This window comes from Gayadomonas joobiniege G7, from assembly GCF_000300815.1.
Taxonomy (GTDB): domain Bacteria; phylum Pseudomonadota; class Gammaproteobacteria; order Enterobacterales; family Alteromonadaceae; genus Catenovulum; species Catenovulum joobiniege.
On sequence record NZ_AMRX01000003.1, the window covers coordinates 474,192 to 491,313 of the forward strand.

18 protein-coding genes are annotated in these 17,122 nt (G+C 41.9%); 11 read left to right on the forward strand and 7 right to left on the reverse strand.

The window, feature by feature from the left end:
* Positions 1-3: 3 nt before the first annotated feature.
* From fliM to flhB, 7 genes are read left to right on the forward strand one after another with little or no spacing between them, the layout of a single operon-like run.
* Positions 4-1,071: a flagellar motor switch protein FliM gene (gene fliM, locus C727_RS0106305; RefSeq protein WP_017444783.1), complete on the forward strand. Its 1,068-nt coding sequence runs from the start codon at positions 4-6 to the stop codon at positions 1,069-1,071.
* 21 nt (positions 1,072-1,092) lie between these two features.
* Positions 1,093-1,488, forward strand: a complete 396-nt coding sequence (fliN, locus tag C727_RS0106310) for a flagellar motor switch protein FliN (protein WP_017444784.1) — start codon at positions 1,093-1,095, stop codon at positions 1,486-1,488.
* Positions 1,488-1,871: a flagellar biosynthetic protein FliO gene (fliO, locus tag C727_RS0106315; RefSeq protein ID WP_017444785.1), complete on the forward strand. Its 384-nt coding sequence runs from the start codon at positions 1,488-1,490 to the stop codon at positions 1,869-1,871. The genes fliN and fliO overlap by 1 nt, the downstream gene beginning before the upstream one ends.
* Positions 1,868-2,617, forward strand: a complete 750-nt coding sequence (gene fliP, locus C727_RS0106320; RefSeq protein WP_017444786.1) for a flagellar type III secretion system pore protein FliP — start codon at positions 1,868-1,870, stop codon at positions 2,615-2,617. Before fliO ends, fliP begins: the two co-directional genes overlap by 4 nt.
* A gap of 1 nt (position 2,618) precedes the next feature.
* A complete protein-coding gene (fliQ, locus tag C727_RS0106325; RefSeq protein WP_017444787.1) occupies positions 2,619-2,888 on the forward strand; it encodes a flagellar biosynthesis protein FliQ in 270 nt (89 codons plus the stop codon).
* Positions 2,889-2,890: 2 nt separating this feature from the next.
* Positions 2,891-3,664, forward strand: a complete 774-nt coding sequence (gene fliR, locus C727_RS0106330) for a flagellar biosynthetic protein FliR (RefSeq protein WP_017444788.1) — start codon at positions 2,891-2,893, stop codon at positions 3,662-3,664.
* Positions 3,665-4,798 (forward strand): flagellar biosynthesis protein FlhB, encoded by a 1,134-nt coding sequence (gene flhB, locus C727_RS0106335; protein ID WP_017444789.1) that lies wholly within the window; start codon positions 3,665-3,667, stop codon positions 4,796-4,798.
* On the opposite strand, the gene C727_RS0106340 is transcribed toward flhB, so the two are convergent.
* The 3 genes from C727_RS0106340 to orn are packed head-to-tail and all read right to left on the reverse strand — an operon-like array spanning position 4,795 to position 7,620.
* Complete coding sequence (locus C727_RS0106340) at positions 4,795-5,670, reverse strand: TraB/GumN family protein (protein ID WP_017444790.1); 876 nt, start codon at positions 5,668-5,670, stop codon at positions 4,795-4,797. The genes flhB and C727_RS0106340 overlap by 4 nt on opposite strands.
* Positions 5,671-5,674: 4 nt before the next feature.
* Positions 5,675-7,063, reverse strand: a complete 1,389-nt coding sequence (locus tag C727_RS0106345) for a S41 family peptidase (protein WP_017444791.1) — start codon at positions 7,061-7,063, stop codon at positions 5,675-5,677.
* A gap of 11 nt (positions 7,064-7,074) precedes the next feature.
* Complete coding sequence (gene orn, locus C727_RS0106350; protein WP_017444792.1) at positions 7,075-7,620, reverse strand: oligoribonuclease; 546 nt, start codon at positions 7,618-7,620, stop codon at positions 7,075-7,077.
* A 113-nt stretch (positions 7,621-7,733) separates the two neighbouring features.
* Between orn and rsgA the strand changes: the two genes are divergently transcribed.
* Genes rsgA through C727_RS0106370 form a run of 4 tightly spaced genes read left to right on the forward strand, consistent with a single transcriptional unit; the run spans position 7,734 to position 11,258 of the window.
* Complete coding sequence (gene rsgA, locus C727_RS0106355) at positions 7,734-8,774, forward strand: small ribosomal subunit biogenesis GTPase RsgA (protein WP_017444793.1); 1,041 nt, start codon at positions 7,734-7,736, stop codon at positions 8,772-8,774.
* A 39-nt stretch (positions 8,775-8,813) separates the two neighbouring features.
* Positions 8,814-9,677 (forward strand): archaetidylserine decarboxylase, encoded by an 864-nt coding sequence (gene asd / locus C727_RS0106360; protein WP_017444794.1) that lies wholly within the window; start codon positions 8,814-8,816, stop codon positions 9,675-9,677.
* Positions 9,674-10,552 carry a DMT family transporter gene (locus tag C727_RS0106365; RefSeq protein WP_017444795.1) on the forward strand — a complete coding sequence of 293 codons (879 nt, stop codon included), beginning with the start codon at positions 9,674-9,676 and terminating at the stop codon, positions 10,550-10,552. The genes asd and C727_RS0106365 overlap by 4 nt, the downstream gene beginning before the upstream one ends.
* Positions 10,553-10,592: 40 nt before the next feature.
* Positions 10,593-11,258 carry a glycerophosphodiester phosphodiesterase gene (locus C727_RS0106370; RefSeq protein ID WP_017444796.1) on the forward strand — a complete coding sequence of 222 codons (666 nt, stop codon included), beginning with the start codon at positions 10,593-10,595 and terminating at the stop codon, positions 11,256-11,258.
* On the opposite strand, the gene C727_RS0106375 is transcribed toward C727_RS0106370, so the two are convergent.
* The 4 genes from C727_RS0106375 to C727_RS0106390 all read right to left on the reverse strand — a co-directional run bounded on the left by C727_RS0106375 (position 11,242) and on the right by C727_RS0106390 (position 17,081).
* Positions 11,242-13,305: a tRNA(Met) cytidine acetyltransferase TmcA domain-containing protein gene (locus C727_RS0106375; protein ID WP_017444797.1), complete on the reverse strand. Its 2,064-nt coding sequence runs from the start codon at positions 13,303-13,305 to the stop codon at positions 11,242-11,244. The genes C727_RS0106370 and C727_RS0106375 overlap by 17 nt on opposite strands.
* A 15-nt stretch (positions 13,306-13,320) precedes the next feature.
* Positions 13,321-14,019 carry a DUF3334 family protein gene (locus tag C727_RS0106380; RefSeq protein ID WP_017444798.1) on the reverse strand — a complete coding sequence of 233 codons (699 nt, stop codon included), beginning with the start codon at positions 14,017-14,019 and terminating at the stop codon, positions 13,321-13,323.
* 79 nt (positions 14,020-14,098) lie between these two features.
* Positions 14,099-15,838: a sugar phosphorylase gene (locus C727_RS0106385; RefSeq protein ID WP_017444799.1), complete on the reverse strand. Its 1,740-nt coding sequence runs from the start codon at positions 15,836-15,838 to the stop codon at positions 14,099-14,101.
* A gap of 10 nt (positions 15,839-15,848) precedes the next feature.
* Positions 15,849-17,081 carry a glycosyltransferase family protein gene (locus tag C727_RS0106390; RefSeq protein WP_017444800.1) on the reverse strand — a complete coding sequence of 411 codons (1,233 nt, stop codon included), beginning with the start codon at positions 17,079-17,081 and terminating at the stop codon, positions 15,849-15,851.
* Positions 17,082-17,122: the final 41 nt, after the last annotated feature.

Consider the following 17,122-nt stretch of genomic DNA (forward strand, 5'->3'; position numbering starts at 1 on the left):
TCTATGAGTGATTTATTATCGCAAGACGAAATTGATGCGCTATTGCATGGTGTTGACGACATCGAAGAAGAGGAATCTTCTAATGAAAGTGGGTCTGGTCGGGTTTCATTAGCCACCGAGTATGACTTTTCGTCACAAGATCGCATTGTTCGTGGGCGTATGCCGACGTTGGAAATCGTCAACGAACGTTTTGCTCGGCATATGCGTATCAGCCTGTTCAATATGATGCGACGAACGGCTGAGGTGTCTATCAATGGCGTGCAAATGATTAAGTTTGGCGAATACATACATACCTTGTTTGTGCCAACAAGTTTAAACATGGTGCGCTTTAGGCCGTTAAAAGGCACGGGATTGATAACGATGGAAGCTCGCTTGGTATTTATCCTCGTAGATAACTTTTTTGGTGGGGATGGGCGCTATCACGCAAAAATTGAAGGGCGCGAATTTACCCCAACTGAGCGCCGCATCATCCAAATGCTGCTTAAATTAGTTTTTGAGGATTACAAAGAAGCATGGGCGCCTGTCATGGATGTCTCTTTTGAATATTTAGATTCAGAAGTCAACCCAGCGATGGCGAATATCGTTAGTCCAACCGAAGTTGTAGTGATAAGCTCGTTTCATATTGAACTTGACGGTGGTGGTGGTGATTTTCATATTTGTCTGCCTTACTCTATGTTAGAGCCAATCCGTGAACTGTTAGATGCAGGTGTGCAAAGCGATAAAGAAGATACAGATTTACGTTGGAGTAAAGCCCTTCGTGATGAAATCATGGATGTCGAAGTTGAAATGATGGCTAAATTGCTAGAAACAGAATTGCCGCTAGAAAAAGTGATGGAGCTTAAAGCGGGTGACATTATTCCAATCGAGATGCCAGAACATTTAACCGTTTATGCTGAAGATTTACCTACATTCCGCGGTAAAATGGGGCGCTCGGGTGAGCAAGTTGCAGTGCAGATTAAAGAAAAAATCAAGCGGCCAGCATCGGCCAAATCTGAACTATTAATGGTGACCCGTGGAGGTCGCCGTATCGACTCCGAAGCAGAGCTTAGAGAGCTCGAAGACTTTGATTAGACAGATAGAGAGTAACTGATTATGAGTGATGAAATGGACGATTGGGCAGCCGCGATGGCTGAACAGGCCGAGTCTGAAGAAAATGCAAACGACGAGGCTCAGGTTGCTGATTTAGAAGATTTTAACGATCCTAAATCTGATTTATCTGCCGATGAAAAAAACAAGCTGGATACCATTTTAGATATCCCTATTACCATTTCAATGGAAGTAGGGCGCAGCAAAATTAGTATCCGTAACCTGTTGCAGCTTAACCAAGGTTCAGTCGTGGAGCTAGACAGAGTCGCTGGTGAGCCATTGGATGTATTAGTCAACGGCACTTTAATTGCGCATGGCGAAGTTGTGGTTGTTAACGATAAATTTGGTATTCGCTTAACCGATGTTATTAGCCAAACTGAACGCATTAAAAAGTTACGTTAATGAACACAAAAAAAAGTTGGCTGGCACTGTTTGTTCTATTAAGCACACCTCCAGCATATGCCCAGAGTAATGTTAGTGAGTCGATCATCAGTTTAATTTTAGGCTTGTTAACGACCTTAGCGGTTATTTTTGTGCTGGCTAACTTGGCTAAAAAAAGCAAACTGGGACAAATGAAAAGCCAAGGCATGAAAGTGGTGTCTGTGCTGCCATTATCAAATCGAGAGCGTTTGATGTTAGTTGAGGTAGGGGATAGTCAATTATTGTTGGGCGTGACAGCGCACTCTATTCAAACTCTTAAAGAGTTCTCGCCGCCACTGGACATTCAATCAGATGATTTTAAAACAACCTTAGCCGGTTTTATGAAAAAGAACTCAGATGTATGAATTATAAACACTGGATTATCCTTTTACTGGCAGGGTTTGCACTGCCAACATTTGCTGCAGATACTGGTATTCCTGCGTTAACAGTGACAGATAATCCAGACGGCGGGCAAGATTATGCTGTCACCTTACAGGTGCTAGCATTAATGACAATGCTGAGCTTTTTGCCAGCCATTGTTGTGATGATGACTTCTTTTACCCGTATCGTTATTGTGCTTGGAATATTACGCCAGGCCATAGGTTTACAGCAGTCCCCTTCGAACCAGGTATTGGTCGGCTTAGCGCTCTTTTTAACCTTTTTTATTATGGCTCCAGTTTTTGACAAAATTAATGAAACCGCAATACAGCCATACATGAATGAAGAGATCACCGCGCGTAAAGCATTTGAAATAGGCCATTTACCACTGAAAGATTTTATGTTGCAGCAAACTCGGGTAAAAGACATTGCCACTTTTGCCGAAATAGCTGGATATGAAACCTTAGATGGCCCAGAAGATGTGCCGATGCGAGTTTTAATACCCGCATTTGTGACCTCAGAACTCAAAACCGCATTTCAGATCGGTTTTATGTTATTTATTCCATTTTTAATTTTAGACTTAGTGGTGGCTTCGGTGTTAATGGCCATGGGTATGATGATGTTATCTCCAATGATAGTTTCATTGCCTTTTAAATTAATGTTATTTGTTTTGGTAGATGGCTGGAACTTAACCATGGGTACACTCGCAGGTAGTTTTGGATTAGGAACCTAATATGCAACCTGAAGTATTTGTCGACATCTTACAAGAAGCCATGTTTATGGTTATTTTGTTTGTCTGCTTGGTGATTGTCCCTAGCTTGATTGTTGGTTTAATCGTATCAATATTTCAGGCGGCTACTTCTATTAACGAACAAACCTTAAGTTTTTTACCCCGACTTATTGTTACCTTGGCTGCCATTATTTATGGCGGCCACTGGGGCATCAATAAACTGATGGAATATACCATTAGTATGTTCGAACGCGTCTCGCAAGTGGTTGGTTAAAAATGGTGTTTTCGCAAGCATTTCTGATGCAATGGCTGGCCGATATTATGCTGCCGTTTGTTCGCATATCTGCTTTGTTAATTGCTATGATAGGTTTTGGTGGAAAAACTGTGCCCACTCGAGTAAAAGCTCTGCTTGCGTTATCTATTGCATTTATTATTAGTCCTGCAATGCCGTCTTCTGGTTTTACTGAATTATTTTCGGTGCAAGGATTTTTGCTCGTGATGCAGCAAATTTTAATTGGTGTTGCAATTGGTTTTATTAGTCAAATCTTTCTAAATACCTTTGTAATGGCTGGACAGACCATTGCTGTGCAAAGTGGTTTAGGGTTTGCAACTTTAGTTGACCCAGTTAATGGCGTGAATACCGCAGCAATTGGTCAGTTTTATATTATTCTAGCGACGTTGGTTTTTTGGGCGGTCGATGGTCATCTAGCTATGATTAAAATGATAGCTTTAAGCTTTGAAGCTATGCCAATAGGTTCGGGTTGGTTAAGCCTGGCTAAAATCGATAAAATTGTTGAATGGGGACAATGGTTATTTATTGCGACGGTGACAATTGCGCTAACACCCATCACGGCCATGTTAATGATAAACCTAACCTTTGGCATAATGACACGGGCAGCACCTCAGTTAAACATTTTTTCAATTGGTTTTCCGGTTGCACAGATCACAGGCTTGCTGGTCGTTTGGATCAGCTTATCGGCGTTTATTTTGCACTTTGATACATTGTGGCAAAGTGCTTCTGGTTTAATGTGCGAAGTTGCGGGGTGTTAAATGGCAGCAGATGATGACGGTCGCACCGAAGACCCCACGAGCAAAAAATTAGAGGATGCTCGTAAAAAAGGTCAAGTCCCACGTTCACGAGAACTCAGCACCATGATGGTTTTACTCGGTGGAGGATTTGGTTTTTTATTATTTGGCCATTACCTAGCGTCAGCGTTGTACCGGACTTTCGAAAAAGGTTTTAGTTTAGAGCGTGCAGATGCTTTTGATATGCACCGCATGTTTATACATTTAAAAGATCTGGCGGCTGAAATCGCTATTCCATTGTTGGCTGTTAATATCATTTTATTCATCTTTGCCATTTTTGGCACCCTAGCCATAGGTGGCTTTAATTTTTCAACTCAGGCGATGGTACCTAAGCTTTCTAAAATGAGCCCGTTGAAAGGGTTTAAGCGAATGTTTGGCATGCAAGGCCTAGTCGAACTATTAAAATCTTTTGCCAAAGTTGCTGTGGTTGTTGGTGCTGCGTATACCTGTTATCTACTCTATGCCGATGAATTATTACAAATTAATATTGCCGGTTTGCCTGGAGGGTTATTTAAAGCCCTTGAGATTTTAATTTGGGTCTTTTTAATTTTATCTGCATCGCTGGCGGTGATCAGTTTGATAGATGTGCCTTATCAGATGCATCAGCACACTGAGCAGTTAAAAATGACAAAACAAGAAGTCAAAGACGAACATAAAAACGCTGAAGGTGACCCACAGGTTAAAGGACGCATACGTCAGGCTATGTTTAAAGCCACCCAAAGACGCATGATGAAAGAAGTGCCTAAAGCGGATGTGGTGGTCACTAACCCAACGCATTTTGCGGTTGCGTTAAAGTACGATCCCTTAGGACGAGGCGCGCCTGTTGTGTTGGCAAAAGGTGCGGATGAAATGGCTCGTCATATCCGAGAAATTGCCGAAGCCCACCAAGTGCCCATTTTAAGTGCGCCTTTGTTAGCCCGAGCAATTTATTACACCACAGACTTTGAAGAAGAAATTCCCGAAAAGCTGTTTGCCGCTGTTGCCCAAGTATTGGCGTATGTATTTGCTATGCGGGATTATAAAAAAGGTAAAAGTAAACAGCGTCCAAACAGTTTTAAACCGTCTAAATTGCCCATCCCGCCTGATATGATTTATTAATCGAGTGGGACAGGTGTTATCACAGCGCCTTCGGCTGTTAATCCTTTTAATAAACTGCTAGGACCCGCCATATGCATTAAACCAACAGCAATGAAAGCATCACCTACGGCTAGCTCTGGCATTAAATCAGAGATCCAGCGCATATTCCTTTGTTTTAACAATCTCTCTTCAACTTGTCGACTAGATGGATACGTTTTATCGCTATAATCAATTAGCCGTTCTAGTTGTTGTACATCACCACTTTGCCAAATGGCACTAATAGCGTCCATCGACAGTCGAATGTCATCAAGCTGCTTAATTGTATCTAATAACAAGCTTTTGCCATGTTCATCAAAGCTATCTAAAAAAGCAATTTGCTGACGGCTAGTTTCTAAACCTTTGCTGGGGATTTGATGTTTTTGAGCCATTTCAAACAGTGCCTGATCAACAGAGTGAGTAAAGTCGTAGCCTGCATTTACTGCTTGTAAAATCATTAATCTTAAACTCAAAAACCAGGGTTCAAAACGCTTCATCAGCTGCTTTGGTAGCCCCATTTCGGCCAGTTTATTGGCAATTTTTATTGACTCTTGGGCGCTGTAAAAATCATCGGGTAAACCTTCAGACCAACTGGCGGCTTCTAACATCCATTGCCCCGCGTGTTGCAATTGACTGTCAGCGAGGTTGATTTCGGCAATAAAAACCCGGCTTTTTTTTACATAAGGCACCAGTTTGTTGAGTGACTTGCGTAATTCAGGGTTCGTCGCGTGAATTGTACCGACTAAATACGAGGTTTTATTTTGATAGTCAATCTGCCAAAGCGCAGGCGCGGCGTACAGTGTTTGGCTAACGCAAAGTGTCAGTGTAGCCAATGCTAAAACCAATATTTTTTTCATTCAGTTACCGAGTCAGGCCAAATAGATTTAATACAGGTATATTAGCTGAGTTTATTTCATTTGTACTGGGTTCGGCGGTAAATTTAGCTGCCAATGTAGGGCATTGTTGGCCGCTAAGGTCGGCGATAGCTGCCGCTAGTACAGGATCTCTGGTATCACCCCAAGGATAAGGCTGAGCATCATCAGCAATTGGGCAATCTGGTTGCAGACCGGAGAGATAGTCGCCATCGCCGGCGGCGTTATAGGTTGCAAAGTTAACGGCTAATAAGGTTTCCCCGCAGTAAGAAGGGTGGGGATAAAAACCGACTGGTTTACCAAAAGTTGTTTCGCCAATTAGGGTAACGTCTAAATAAGCCTCGACATCCAGACTATTGATTAAAACTTCGCTGGCCGATGCAGATGCACGATTGGTCAATACAGTCATTTTCGTTAAATTCAAACTTAGGTTTTTAATTGCAGTGATCAGTTGTGGCGCTAACCCTTCGCCAGTTAATAAATCTTCAGGGGTTTCTGAACTGTCTAAATAGCTTAGTTTTGAGTTATGCCTAATTTCAACAAAAGCTTGCTCAGAGAGGCGCTCACTACTTAAATATAAGGCTAACCGACCAACCTGAGATAACAAGCCACCACGATTGTTGCGTAAGTCTAAAATAAAATGATCAAACTCTGAGTGTTTAAAAAACTTAAAAGCATTTAAAAGGGATTCACTGCTATTTTTTAAAAAACCTTCTGGAAATGCAAGATAAGCAATCTTGCCTGCATTGCTTGGCAGAATGCCTGCGTAGGGTACTGTGTTTACGGTAAAACTGCTTTTATTTAGAGTTTTTTGATACTCTTCACCTGTGCTGGCTTGCCATGTTAAGGTAACCGGATAGCCGTCTTGGTTTGGGCCAAATGCTTGATTGTACTTGCTGTAATTCCCATTTAACCATAAGTTTGCTAGATCAGATCCGCTAAGGCCGCCAACGGATAGTATTTGGTCGCCCCGCGCCAGTCCAGCCGTATCTGCCGATGAGTTTTGATAAACTTGGCTAACATATAAACCTTCTGCGGAGATTTTTAGACGCACGCCTAAACCAAACGCTTGTCCTTGGGTTTGGTTATTAAAATTCTCGGTTGCAGTTACGTTAGAAAATCTATCTTTTAACGGCAATACATCCGCTAAAAATAAATTACTATTAGCGTATTCTGGATAGCTTAATTGTGGGTGATTGAGATCATTTACCCAATAATATTCTTGCTTTAAAACATGATCCCAATAACTGTTTTTATCTGCTTGGGAGCAGCTGGCAAAACCACTATTATGCTCGCCTGATGATAAGGTGTTTGCGTCGTCACCACATCCGACAACCGCAAGTACTAATGCACTAAGCACCACGCGATACCCAAGCATATAAATTCCTTTTAAATTTTAAAAAAATGATTTTTGTAATGTTGTAACTCTGCGACAGATTCCCGAATGTCGTCGAGTGCCAGATGAGAACCTGATTTTTTTACACCAGCCAATACTTCGGGATTCCAGCGTTTTGCTAATTCTTTAACGCTGCTGACATCTAAGTTTCGGTAATGAAAATGTCCTTCAAGTGTTGGCATATAAATATACATAAAACGTCTGTCTTGGGCAATGCTGTTACCACACATCGGTGATGTGCCCGCCTCAGTATATAACTTAACAAAGTCTAAGGTTTGTTTTTCTGCTTCTGCTAAAGTGATCTGGCTGTCTAAACAACGTTGGGTCAATCCTGACTTACCATGTTGTTTAATACACCAAGGATCCATATTTTCTAAAACGCTAGCCGGTTGATGAATAGCAAATACTGGCCCTTCAGCCAAAATATTTAGCTGGCTGTCGGTAATGATACTGGCGATTTCTAGTATCACATCTTTGTCAGGATTAAGTCCTGTCATTTCTAAATCCAGCCAAATAAGGTTATCTGAGGCTTGAACCATATTCCTACTCCAAATCGTTATTAAACAATATTTATTGTTTAAGGTTACTGAACAGCGCTTTTAGTGTAAAGTTGCTGTGTATTTAATGGTTATTATTCATAAAAAGTAATCCTGTGGCAAAAAAAAAGAAATTCAGTAAACAACAGATCCGACGTATCCAGTCTAACCGCCAGCGCAAGTTACAGCAAAAAGACAAACAATTTGAGCAACAACTCAATGACTTATCTTTAGGCTCGGCGCAAAAAGGACGGGTGATCAGTCGATTCGGTCAGCACGCAGATGTTGAAGATGAACAAGGCCGAGTATTGCGCTGCGATATTCGCCGAACGATAGACTCATTAGTCACAGGTGACTATGTGGTTTGGCGTGAAAAACAGGCGCAAGATGACATCCCTGGGGTTATCGAAGCAGTCGAAGAGCGCACTAGTATATTAAAACGCCCTGATTTTTATGATGGCTTAAAACCTGTAGCAGCAAATATTGATCAAGTTGTTATTTTATCTTCGATCGCACCAGAGTTATCGTTAGAGATCATAGATCGCTATTTAATCGCGGTCGAAAATATGGGTTCACAGCCAGTCGTTTTGATTAATAAATCTGATTTGCTCAGCGAAACAGAGCGGCTAAAGTTGGACAAAACTTTAGACTATTACCGTCAAATTGGTTATCAGCTGGACTGGTTAAGTGTCAAAAGTGAAACAGGTCTGCAGCAGGTTGAAACAATCCTGCAAGATAAAACTTCTATCGTTGTTGGTCAGTCTGGGGTCGGTAAATCGTCGCTGGTGCAGGCTTTGTTACCTGAGCAAGAGATCGCTGTTGGCGAAATCGATGACATAGGTTTGGGTAAACATACAACGACAGTTGCAAAGCTTTACCACTTAAAAACAGGTGGCATTTTAATCGACTCACCAGGGGTACGAGAGTTTGCTTTGTGGCACTTAGAACCAGACCAAGTATTTGATGGTTTTATCGAGTTTAGTGAAATAGCAGCTGAATGTAAATTTAGAGATTGCAGCCATCAAAATGATCCTGGCTGTGCATTGCGTGCAGCCGCCGAGCAAGGTAAAATTTTGCCATCACGTCTTGAGCATTATCATAAAATCGTGCGCTCAAACAATGAAAATAAACCTGCCTACAGGCTGGATGCTGAGTAGTTGGCAGCCCGCCGGTAGTTGTATTATTAGGATATCCGAGTGTCTTTAAAAAAAGTTAAAGTAGCCTTACAGTATTGTGTACCACAACATTTATTATCGCGTTTAGTTGGCTGTTTAGCTGCCAGCGAATGGGCCATTATCAAGCTGCCTTTTATTCACCTATTTGCTAAAGCTTATAACATTACTTTAGACGACGCCCAACGGGGGGAGTTTTCGCAATATAAATCATTTAATGACTTTTTCACTCGTGCTTTAAAAGAAGGGGCACGACCGATAGACGAAACCACCTATGTGAGCCCAGTAGACGGTGAAGTCAGCCAAACCGGTAAAATAGAAGACGGACAAGTTTATCAAGCTAAAGGTCACAGTTATAGTTTAACTGACTTGCTTGGCGGTAATTCAACGCTTGCCGAAACTTATCAACAAGGCAGCTTTGCAACCATTTATTTGGCGCCTAGCGATTACCATAGAATTCATATGCCGTGCCGCGGTAAACTAAAACGTATGGTGTATGTGCCTGGGCGTCTATTTTCCGTTAACCAATTAACCACTAAGCATGTTTCAGGTTTATTCGCCCGAAATGAGCGAGTGGTCTGTTATTTTGATACCGAATATGGCGAAATGGCAATGGTTTTAGTCGGCGCTATGATAGTGGCGAGCATTGAAACTGTATGGGCTGGCAATATCACGCCGCCGCGAGCAAAACGACCTTTTACTTGGCATTATAAAGATGAAGACGCCATTGTTTTAGATAAAGGCCAAGAGATGGGACGTTTTAAGCTGGGTTCAACGGTTGTGATGGCATTTGAAAAACCACCCGTATTTGCTGATAAACATCAAAATGGCAGCAAAATAAGATTAGGCGAAGCGTTAGCTGACTTAGCTGATACAACAGCTTCATGAGTGCATCATCAAACGCACCTGCCCAGCGTAAACTAGCGCTTGCGCAGGTTCACCTAGGTGTGTTACTGCTGGGTGGTACTGCGCTGTTTTCTAAAATTATTCCTTTAACGGGGGCGACCATATCCTTTGCCCGCGCTGTGGTGGCTGCGTTATTTTTGCTGTTAGTTGTTAAAACTTTTGAGGGCAGTATTCGGCTACATAATGCAAGAGACTATCGCAATGGCATTTTACTTGGCGTTATGATGGCGATTCACTGGGTTACCTATTTTTATGCAATGCAATTATCGACAGTTGCAACTGGCATGATAGCTTTGTATACCTACCCGGTTATGATAGTGATATTTGAGCCGCTGTTTCACAAAAGTTTGCCGCGTAAAATGGATTTAATCATGGCGATGTTTGTGCTCTTTGGGGTGGCTTTAATGGTACCGGAGCTTTCATTTGGCAGCGACTTTACACTAGGGATTGCGTTAGGGGTTTTATCTGCAGTATTTTTTGCAGCACGAAACATTCTTAATCATAAGGTGTTTTCTCATTACACAGGGACTCGCAATATGATGTTTCAATCAATTATTATCGCATTAGTATTGCTGCCGTTTGAGATAAATAATTTAGCCGATACCTCAGTGCAAACTTGGTTATGGATAGTGCTGCTAGGCATTGTATTTACGGCCCTGCCTCATGCGTTATTGGTTAACGGTTTACGCTCAATAAAAGCGAAAACCATGAGTTTGGTCTCTTGTTTGTCGCCTTGTTATGGCGCCATATTCGCCGCTGTTTTATTATCTGAATACCCTAATTGGCAAACCTTGGTTGGGGGTGCTATTGTGGTATCAGCGGCGATTTATGAAACGGTGGCCGTGCATCGCAGCTGAACACTGCTAAATTGACATATCAGCATAAGGTTAAATTTGCATGTTTATTTGGGCTCACCGAGGGGCTAGTGGCACCCATGATGAAAATACATTAGCAGCGTTTGAAGCAGCCATTGACCGAGGTGCTGACGGCATTGAAATGGATGTTCAAATATATAACGGACAGCCCATCGTATTACATGAGCCATGGTTAGAGCGCACAACGGGTATCAAAAAATATCTTGACGAATTATCTGAAGCAGAGTTTGTTCGGTTAACTACGCGCTCGGGGGAGCCTGTACCAACTTTACGTCAAGCGCTGCAGGAGATCGCTGGACGCTGTCGGGTTAATTTAGAAATTAAAGCCCCCAATTGTGAATCCATAGTGCTGGCCGAAATTAACAGGCAAATTGAGCTTGGTGTATATCAGGATAGTGATTTTTTAATCTCGTCATTTGACCATCATATGTTAGCGCGAATGTACCAGCTTGCACCTCATTTGCATTATTCGGCGCTGATATCTCACATACCACTTCAACTTCAAGCCGTTTTATCTGAATTGCCATTTTTTGCGATTCATTGTGATGTGCACTTTATTAATAGAGAACTTGTTGAACAGGCTCATGCCGCGGGCTTAAAAGTTAATGTGTATACGGTTAATCGGCCGCGCGAAAAAGAGTGGGTAACGACACTAAAAGTCGATGGTTATTTTACCGACTTTCCGTAAATATTTCTTTTAACCGTGCTCTTAACCATTTTATCAGAGCTTTTTGGCCAGCAAAGCCATGCGTTTTGGCAACCTCTGGTAACGGTTTATGTTTAATTAACAATGCGGTTAATACGGCCAACATTTGTTTATCTTGATGTTTAATTAATGTCTTGGCATGTTCAAGGCACTGTTTAAAAATACTCAGTTTGGCAGCTTGCCAGTTAGTTGCATATTGACTAAACCCGTTCGCTAAATTTATCTCATTGGCGCTTAATGGTGGGCTTATAAAACCCGCCAGCCAATGCCATATTTGTTCTGCCGAGAGCTGTTGATAATCACTGATTTGATACAGCAAATGTGTCATGCCCTGTATAGATAGCTGATTGACATGAGCTGGTGCCATCTCTATAGCTTTGATCGATAATAAAGAATAAAAGCCACTATGATGCTCTGCTGTATGGCTTAAACGAATATTTATAAATTGATTTTTGAGCCAGAAATGGCAAACACCAATGCTGGCAGAGTATGAGGCTGAAATATAAGCGACTTGTTGCTGCTTTGCTTGTGTGGTTAGCCAGTTTAATAACAGGCTACCTAAACCTGAATTTTGCCGTGCGTTAGCCACAGCAATGCGCACAATGCGCCAACCTTTAAGTTTTGCAAACTCAATATCGCCCATTTGTGCGGCGATAATTTGGCTGGTTAGATGTCCATTGGGTCGCCGAGTGCCTTGACTGCAAGCAAGTGCTAACTCTTCTGGCAGTCCGCCTTCTAAACTAATCAAACAAACGGCACACAAGTGTTGATTTTGATACAGCGCAGCCAGTTTTAAAAAAGGGCTATCGAGCAAATACTTTAAATCTTCTGGTTTGGTCCGGTAGTGTGCCTGCGACAGCAAATAAAAATAAGGGTGTGGATCCTTCGCAAGCTGCTTTTTATCGAGCCAAGCTATTTGATAACATTGTTCATCAGGACCGGTCACACAATCGCCAGTCGCGGCGATTGATAACGCTTGTTTATTCGGTTTTTTTTGCATTAAAAGGGTATCTTGTACCCAATGCTCTAACGGATCGTGAATTGCCCAACGAATTGGCTGATCGAGTTGAATATTCAGGTGGGGCGCTTTGGCTTCATCTAGCTCAGTTAAAAAATGTTTTGCAAAACCACGGCCAGATCCTTCATAGCCTTGTACAGTGGTGGCTAAAATGGCTTTGTGATACTTTTTGATAAGCTGCTTTAATAAAGGTGCCGGCATAGCTGCAGCTTCATCCACTATTAATACTGCATCTTCTGGTGCTTCAGTCACCACAGCTAAATCAGGTGGTAAAAATGTTAATAACTGCTGACAGCGCTCTCCAAGCCATTGATAAAATATGGTTAAGCAGCGCTTAGCGGGTGCCACTAAAACAATTGCTTGATGCCGGTTTAGATGACGTCGGGCGATTTCTCCAAGCGCAGCTGACTTACCTCGACCTCGGTCGGCGGTGATCGTGAGAACACCTTGAGACAAAATTAGCGACTGCTCAATCAACTGATTTTGTGCTTTTGTCCATGAGGTTGGGTAACTAAAGCCGGATTCGGGCAGAGGTAAAGCGTTACACGTTAGTGAGCTGTTCTGACGGTAATAGATGTTGCCAGCAGACTGTTTAATCGTTTTAATTAAGCGCTGATTAAAATATGAATAAATACTTACATCTTGAGCGTGCCAGGGCAGCGCTTGACGCAGCGCACTATCACCTGCCAATACGCGCTCATCTAAGCTGATTATAAGCAAACCACCAGGTATTATGGTGCCAGAGAGCGCAGCGATTTTATCAGCTGATAAACCGTCTTGACTATCAATATGAACAAACTGAAATTCTTGGCCAAGATACTTTTGTAAATGTTGTGTTAGCTCAGCAGTATGCAGGCCATTGGACCACTGCATTGTTTGTATGAGTTTTGCCACCCAGGCTTGTCGCCACTGGGCGTCGCCTTCAAGCAATAAAATACTACGCCAGCCAGCTTGTTTAAGCTGCTGGCAATGGTCAATCAGCGTTTGTTCTATTAAATTGGGCTGGTACACAAATAGTTGTTGGTTTTATAAACCTAATTCGTCCAGTAGATCTTGATCTACGTCACCCGCTGTCGTTTTGTCTGTTTTACTGCTGAGAGTCTGATTGGCACCGCGGATAATTTCATCCGGATCTAAATCTTCGGGTACAAAGTCGTGCAATTTTATAAATTCGGTTCTATCCATTGCCAGCTCTAGATAAAAAATATTGCCTTGCTGGGTGGTAAAAGTGACACGTCGGGCTTGTGGGCGGTCTAAGTTGGTATCGATAGAAATCAATAGCTGCTTATTAACCGTCAGCATTTTAGGCTGATTTTGAGTAATAGAGGTTTGCAATTCGCGCCCGACCATTCCAGTAAAATCACCTAAGATCTGGTTGAGCAGTTCACCCATAACATTGGATACATCATCGGAGGTATGATGGCTTGAAAGTTCTGCTAATGGGATGCCCATGTTGCTCATGTAACTTTGATAAATTTCGATGGCAGCTGCAGAGCTAAAGTTAATTACAACCAAGCCAGTAAAGCCGCCATCAAACAAAACAAAAGAACCTATGTCTGGTTTTAAGCTGGTTTTAGTAATTTTTTGAACGAGAGCTGAGTAAGTCACTTGGTTCGCATTTGCGTTTGCAAGCACGCCTGTGACCGACTTACATAACATAACCAAAATATCATCAGTGGTTACTATGGTGGACTTTTTAGTTTGTGGTACTACTTTTTTATTCATTCTTATTGCCCTGCGCTTTGAGTCAGAGGTAAAGTTAGGGCTTTATCTGCTCAAAGGCAAGGTTTTTAGCTGATTAAAATTAACTTTGATAGTTTGTGAGCCAAATAGGCTGATAGGGTGCTAACTCTAAGTAGCCTTGCATATCAGAAAATTTAATATCCGATAAAAGATCATGCCAGTCATCTGTATCTATTAAGTTAATTTCAGCAAGCGGTATGCTTTGGGGCTGGTCACTAACATTAAATATGCAAAAGATGCTCTGTTTTCGATTTTGGCTTTGTCGCCAGAATCCTAACAATTGATCCCCCAACTGTAGCGTAAACTGAACGGCATTTGGGTGGAACGCTGGCTGTTTTTTGCGAATACTGATCAATGATTTCATGCGTTGAAAAACTTTTGCATGCTGGCTGTATTTATCTTGTAATGCACTTTCGAGTTGGCTGATATCCCATTGATGGCGATTAATACTTCGGTTTTGGCTGGTATTTTCAACCCTTTCATAATCGTTGCCAGTGCCCAACATGCTATGAATATAAATACCAGGTATGCCCTCTAACGCTAACATAATGGCATGTGCACAAATAAAACGATCAATTTGATATTTATCTGGGCCTTTATGAGTGCCTTGCAATGCATCGAATAGCGCAATATTTAATTCGTACGGTTTATTGACGCCTTTGTCACTACGCCAAGATACTTTGCCACCAAACATGCTTATAGTATTTACTAAAGTTGAAAGCTCATCTTCGTTTAATAAACCTTCAGCAGGTCGCAGGCCAATACCGTCATGTGAGGCGATAAAGTTAAAATAAGCTGTGCCGACTTGTGAGGGCGGCATTGTCATTAGCCAACGCTTCAAATGGCGGCAATCGCCCGATATCAAGGTATTGAGTAACAACGGAGGCAGTGAAAAGTTGTATACGCAGTGAGCTTCGTTCCCATTACCAAAATAACTTAAGTTTTCTATGTTAGGCACATTGGTTTCGGTGATTATGATGGCATCTGGCACTGCGTGTTCAACAAGGGTTCTTAATAATCTTATAATCTCGTGTGTTTGCGGTAAATGGATACTTTTAGTGCCAACTTCTTTCCACAAAAACGCCACTGCATCAAATCTAAATATTTTAACGCCTTTGTCTAGATAGAGCCTAATGATACGAACAAATTCGTATAAAACATCTAAGTTGGTAAAATCAAAATCAACCTGATCATGGCTAAAGGTGCACCATACATATTTGGTGCCTTCTGGTGTAGCGACTTCTCGTAACAAAGGGCTGGTGCGTGGGCGCACCACTTGAGAAATATCATCATCCGGTGAAGCTGTGAAAAAGAAGTCCTTACCCGGAAACTTACCTTGTTTAAAATTTTCAAACCAAATACTACGACTTGAACAATGGTTAATGACTAGATCTGCCATTAGCTTAAAGTCTTTACTGATAGCCTCAATATCATCCCAATCTCCAAGCGATGGATTTACCGATGAATAATCCATTACGGCAAAACCGTCATCACTACTGTACGGATAAAAAGGCAATATATGAACACTGTTAATGGTGCTTTCTAAATGATCTTTTAAAAAGGTGTTGAGGGTGCATAGCGGTTTTTCGCCGTCCCTCAACAAGCTGTTGCCATAAGTGATCAGAATCATGTCTTCCTGAGTCCAATGATTCTGGTGATTGCCAGGTGTTTCGCATTCGGCCTCCAGTCGCATCAGATTGAGCAGGGTAGAGCAGACTTCTGCACTGTCCTGCTGCGGGTAGACCATTTCAATATGGGTTTTTACTTTGTGTATAAGTTGAGATGTACATGATTCTGTCATAGTGAGCGCCTTACTTAGTTCCAAATTCAGCCATGTCGGCTTCGACTGCTTCGATCATTCTAGGGAAAATGTCAGGAACCGCGCTGGTCACTCGGTTCCAGCTGGGAATAAAGGGGGTCTCCATTGGGTTTTCTAAAAAGTGTAATCCGGCTTTTAAGATATTATGCGCAAATAATTCAACGGCCATTTCTTCACTATGAATATCAAACTTTAAGCCGTTAATGATGGCATCGTTGCGATAGGTTTCGACAAAATCAAGCGCAATCCGATAATAGGTTGCTTTAATTGAACGGAATGTTTCACTATTAAACACCACACCATTGGTCGCTAATTTTCGGAATATTGCTTTTGAAATGTCGATCGACATCTTAGACAGCCCTGCATTGGCGTCCTCAACAGAGAGATCTTGGTGTTTATGATCATAAAAGTCAGCAATGTCTACTTGACATAAACGGTTGTTAGAATAATTTCTGTCCATTTCTGACAGTACACCGATTTCTAGGCCCCAATCACTGGGAATGCGGATATCATTTATTACATCCGTTCTAAACGAAAATTCGCCTGCCAAAGGGTAACGATAACTGTCTAAATATTCTAAATAATCTAGATTACCAAAGATTTTTTTCAACGCCCGCAACAGAGGGGTGACTAATAAACGGCTGACACGGCCATTAATTTTGCCCTCAGCGACTCTGGCATAATACCCTTTACAAAATTCATAGTTAAAACTTGGGTTCGCTACTGGGTATAATAAACGGGCTAATAAGTTGCGGTCATAGGTTAAAATATCACAATCATGCAGGCCGACTGATTGGGCGGTGCCCGAGCCTAAAACAAAACCTAAGCAATACCAAACATTACGTCCTTTGCCCAGTTCTTTCGGGGCGAGACCTTCGTCTTTTAACTCTTTATCTAGAGCTTTTAGGCGGGGACCATCATTCCAAAGCACTTTTACGTTTTGTGGTAAACACGAAAAAAATTCAAGTGCATGGCGATATTCTTCTTCGGTGGCTCTGTCTAGGCCAATAACAATTTGACTTAAATAAGGCACTTCGCATAAGTTTTCGACAATGTTTTTAAGCGCAGGGCCCTGTAATTCGCTATAAAGGGAAGGGAGCACGAGGGATAAAGGTCTTACTTTTGAGAACTCGGTTAATTCAGCTTCCATTTCTTCAATACTAATGGCGTTGCGAGACAAGTTATGAAGAGTTGTGATCACGCCATTTTGATAAAAGTCACCCATATTATTTCCTCTTTGAATAAGCGATGCGACGTTGCATCTTT

Coding starts and splice junctions, on each gene's coding strand:
- fliM (WP_017444783.1), top strand. CDS start 4: ATGAGTGATTTATTATCGCAAGACGAAATTGATGCGCTATTGCATGGT.
- fliN (WP_017444784.1), top strand. CDS start 1,093: ATGAGTGATGAAATGGACGATTGGGCAGCCGCGATGGCTGAACAGGCC.
- fliO (WP_017444785.1), top strand. CDS start 1,488: ATGAACACAAAAAAAAGTTGGCTGGCACTGTTTGTTCTATTAAGCACA.
- fliP (WP_017444786.1), top strand. CDS start 1,868: ATGAATTATAAACACTGGATTATCCTTTTACTGGCAGGGTTTGCACTG.
- fliQ (WP_017444787.1), top strand. CDS start 2,619: ATGCAACCTGAAGTATTTGTCGACATCTTACAAGAAGCCATGTTTATG.
- fliR (WP_017444788.1), top strand. CDS start 2,891: ATGGTGTTTTCGCAAGCATTTCTGATGCAATGGCTGGCCGATATTATG.
- flhB (WP_017444789.1), top strand. CDS start 3,665: ATGGCAGCAGATGATGACGGTCGCACCGAAGACCCCACGAGCAAAAAA.
- C727_RS0106340 (WP_017444790.1), bottom strand. CDS start 5,670: ATGAAAAAAATATTGGTTTTAGCATTGGCTACACTGACACTTTGCGTT.
- C727_RS0106345 (WP_017444791.1), bottom strand. CDS start 7,063: ATGCTTGGGTATCGCGTGGTGCTTAGTGCATTAGTACTTGCGGTTGTC.
- orn (WP_017444792.1), bottom strand. CDS start 7,620: ATGGTTCAAGCCTCAGATAACCTTATTTGGCTGGATTTAGAAATGACA.
- C727_RS0106365 (WP_017444795.1), top strand. CDS start 9,674: ATGAGTGCATCATCAAACGCACCTGCCCAGCGTAAACTAGCGCTTGCG.
- C727_RS0106370 (WP_017444796.1), top strand. CDS start 10,593: ATGTTTATTTGGGCTCACCGAGGGGCTAGTGGCACCCATGATGAAAAT.
- C727_RS0106380 (WP_017444798.1), bottom strand. CDS start 14,019: ATGAATAAAAAAGTAGTACCACAAACTAAAAAGTCCACCATAGTAACC.
- C727_RS0106385 (WP_017444799.1), bottom strand. CDS start 15,838: ATGACAGAATCATGTACATCTCAACTTATACACAAAGTAAAAACCCAT.
- C727_RS0106390 (WP_017444800.1), bottom strand. CDS start 17,081: ATGGGTGACTTTTATCAAAATGGCGTGATCACAACTCTTCATAACTTG.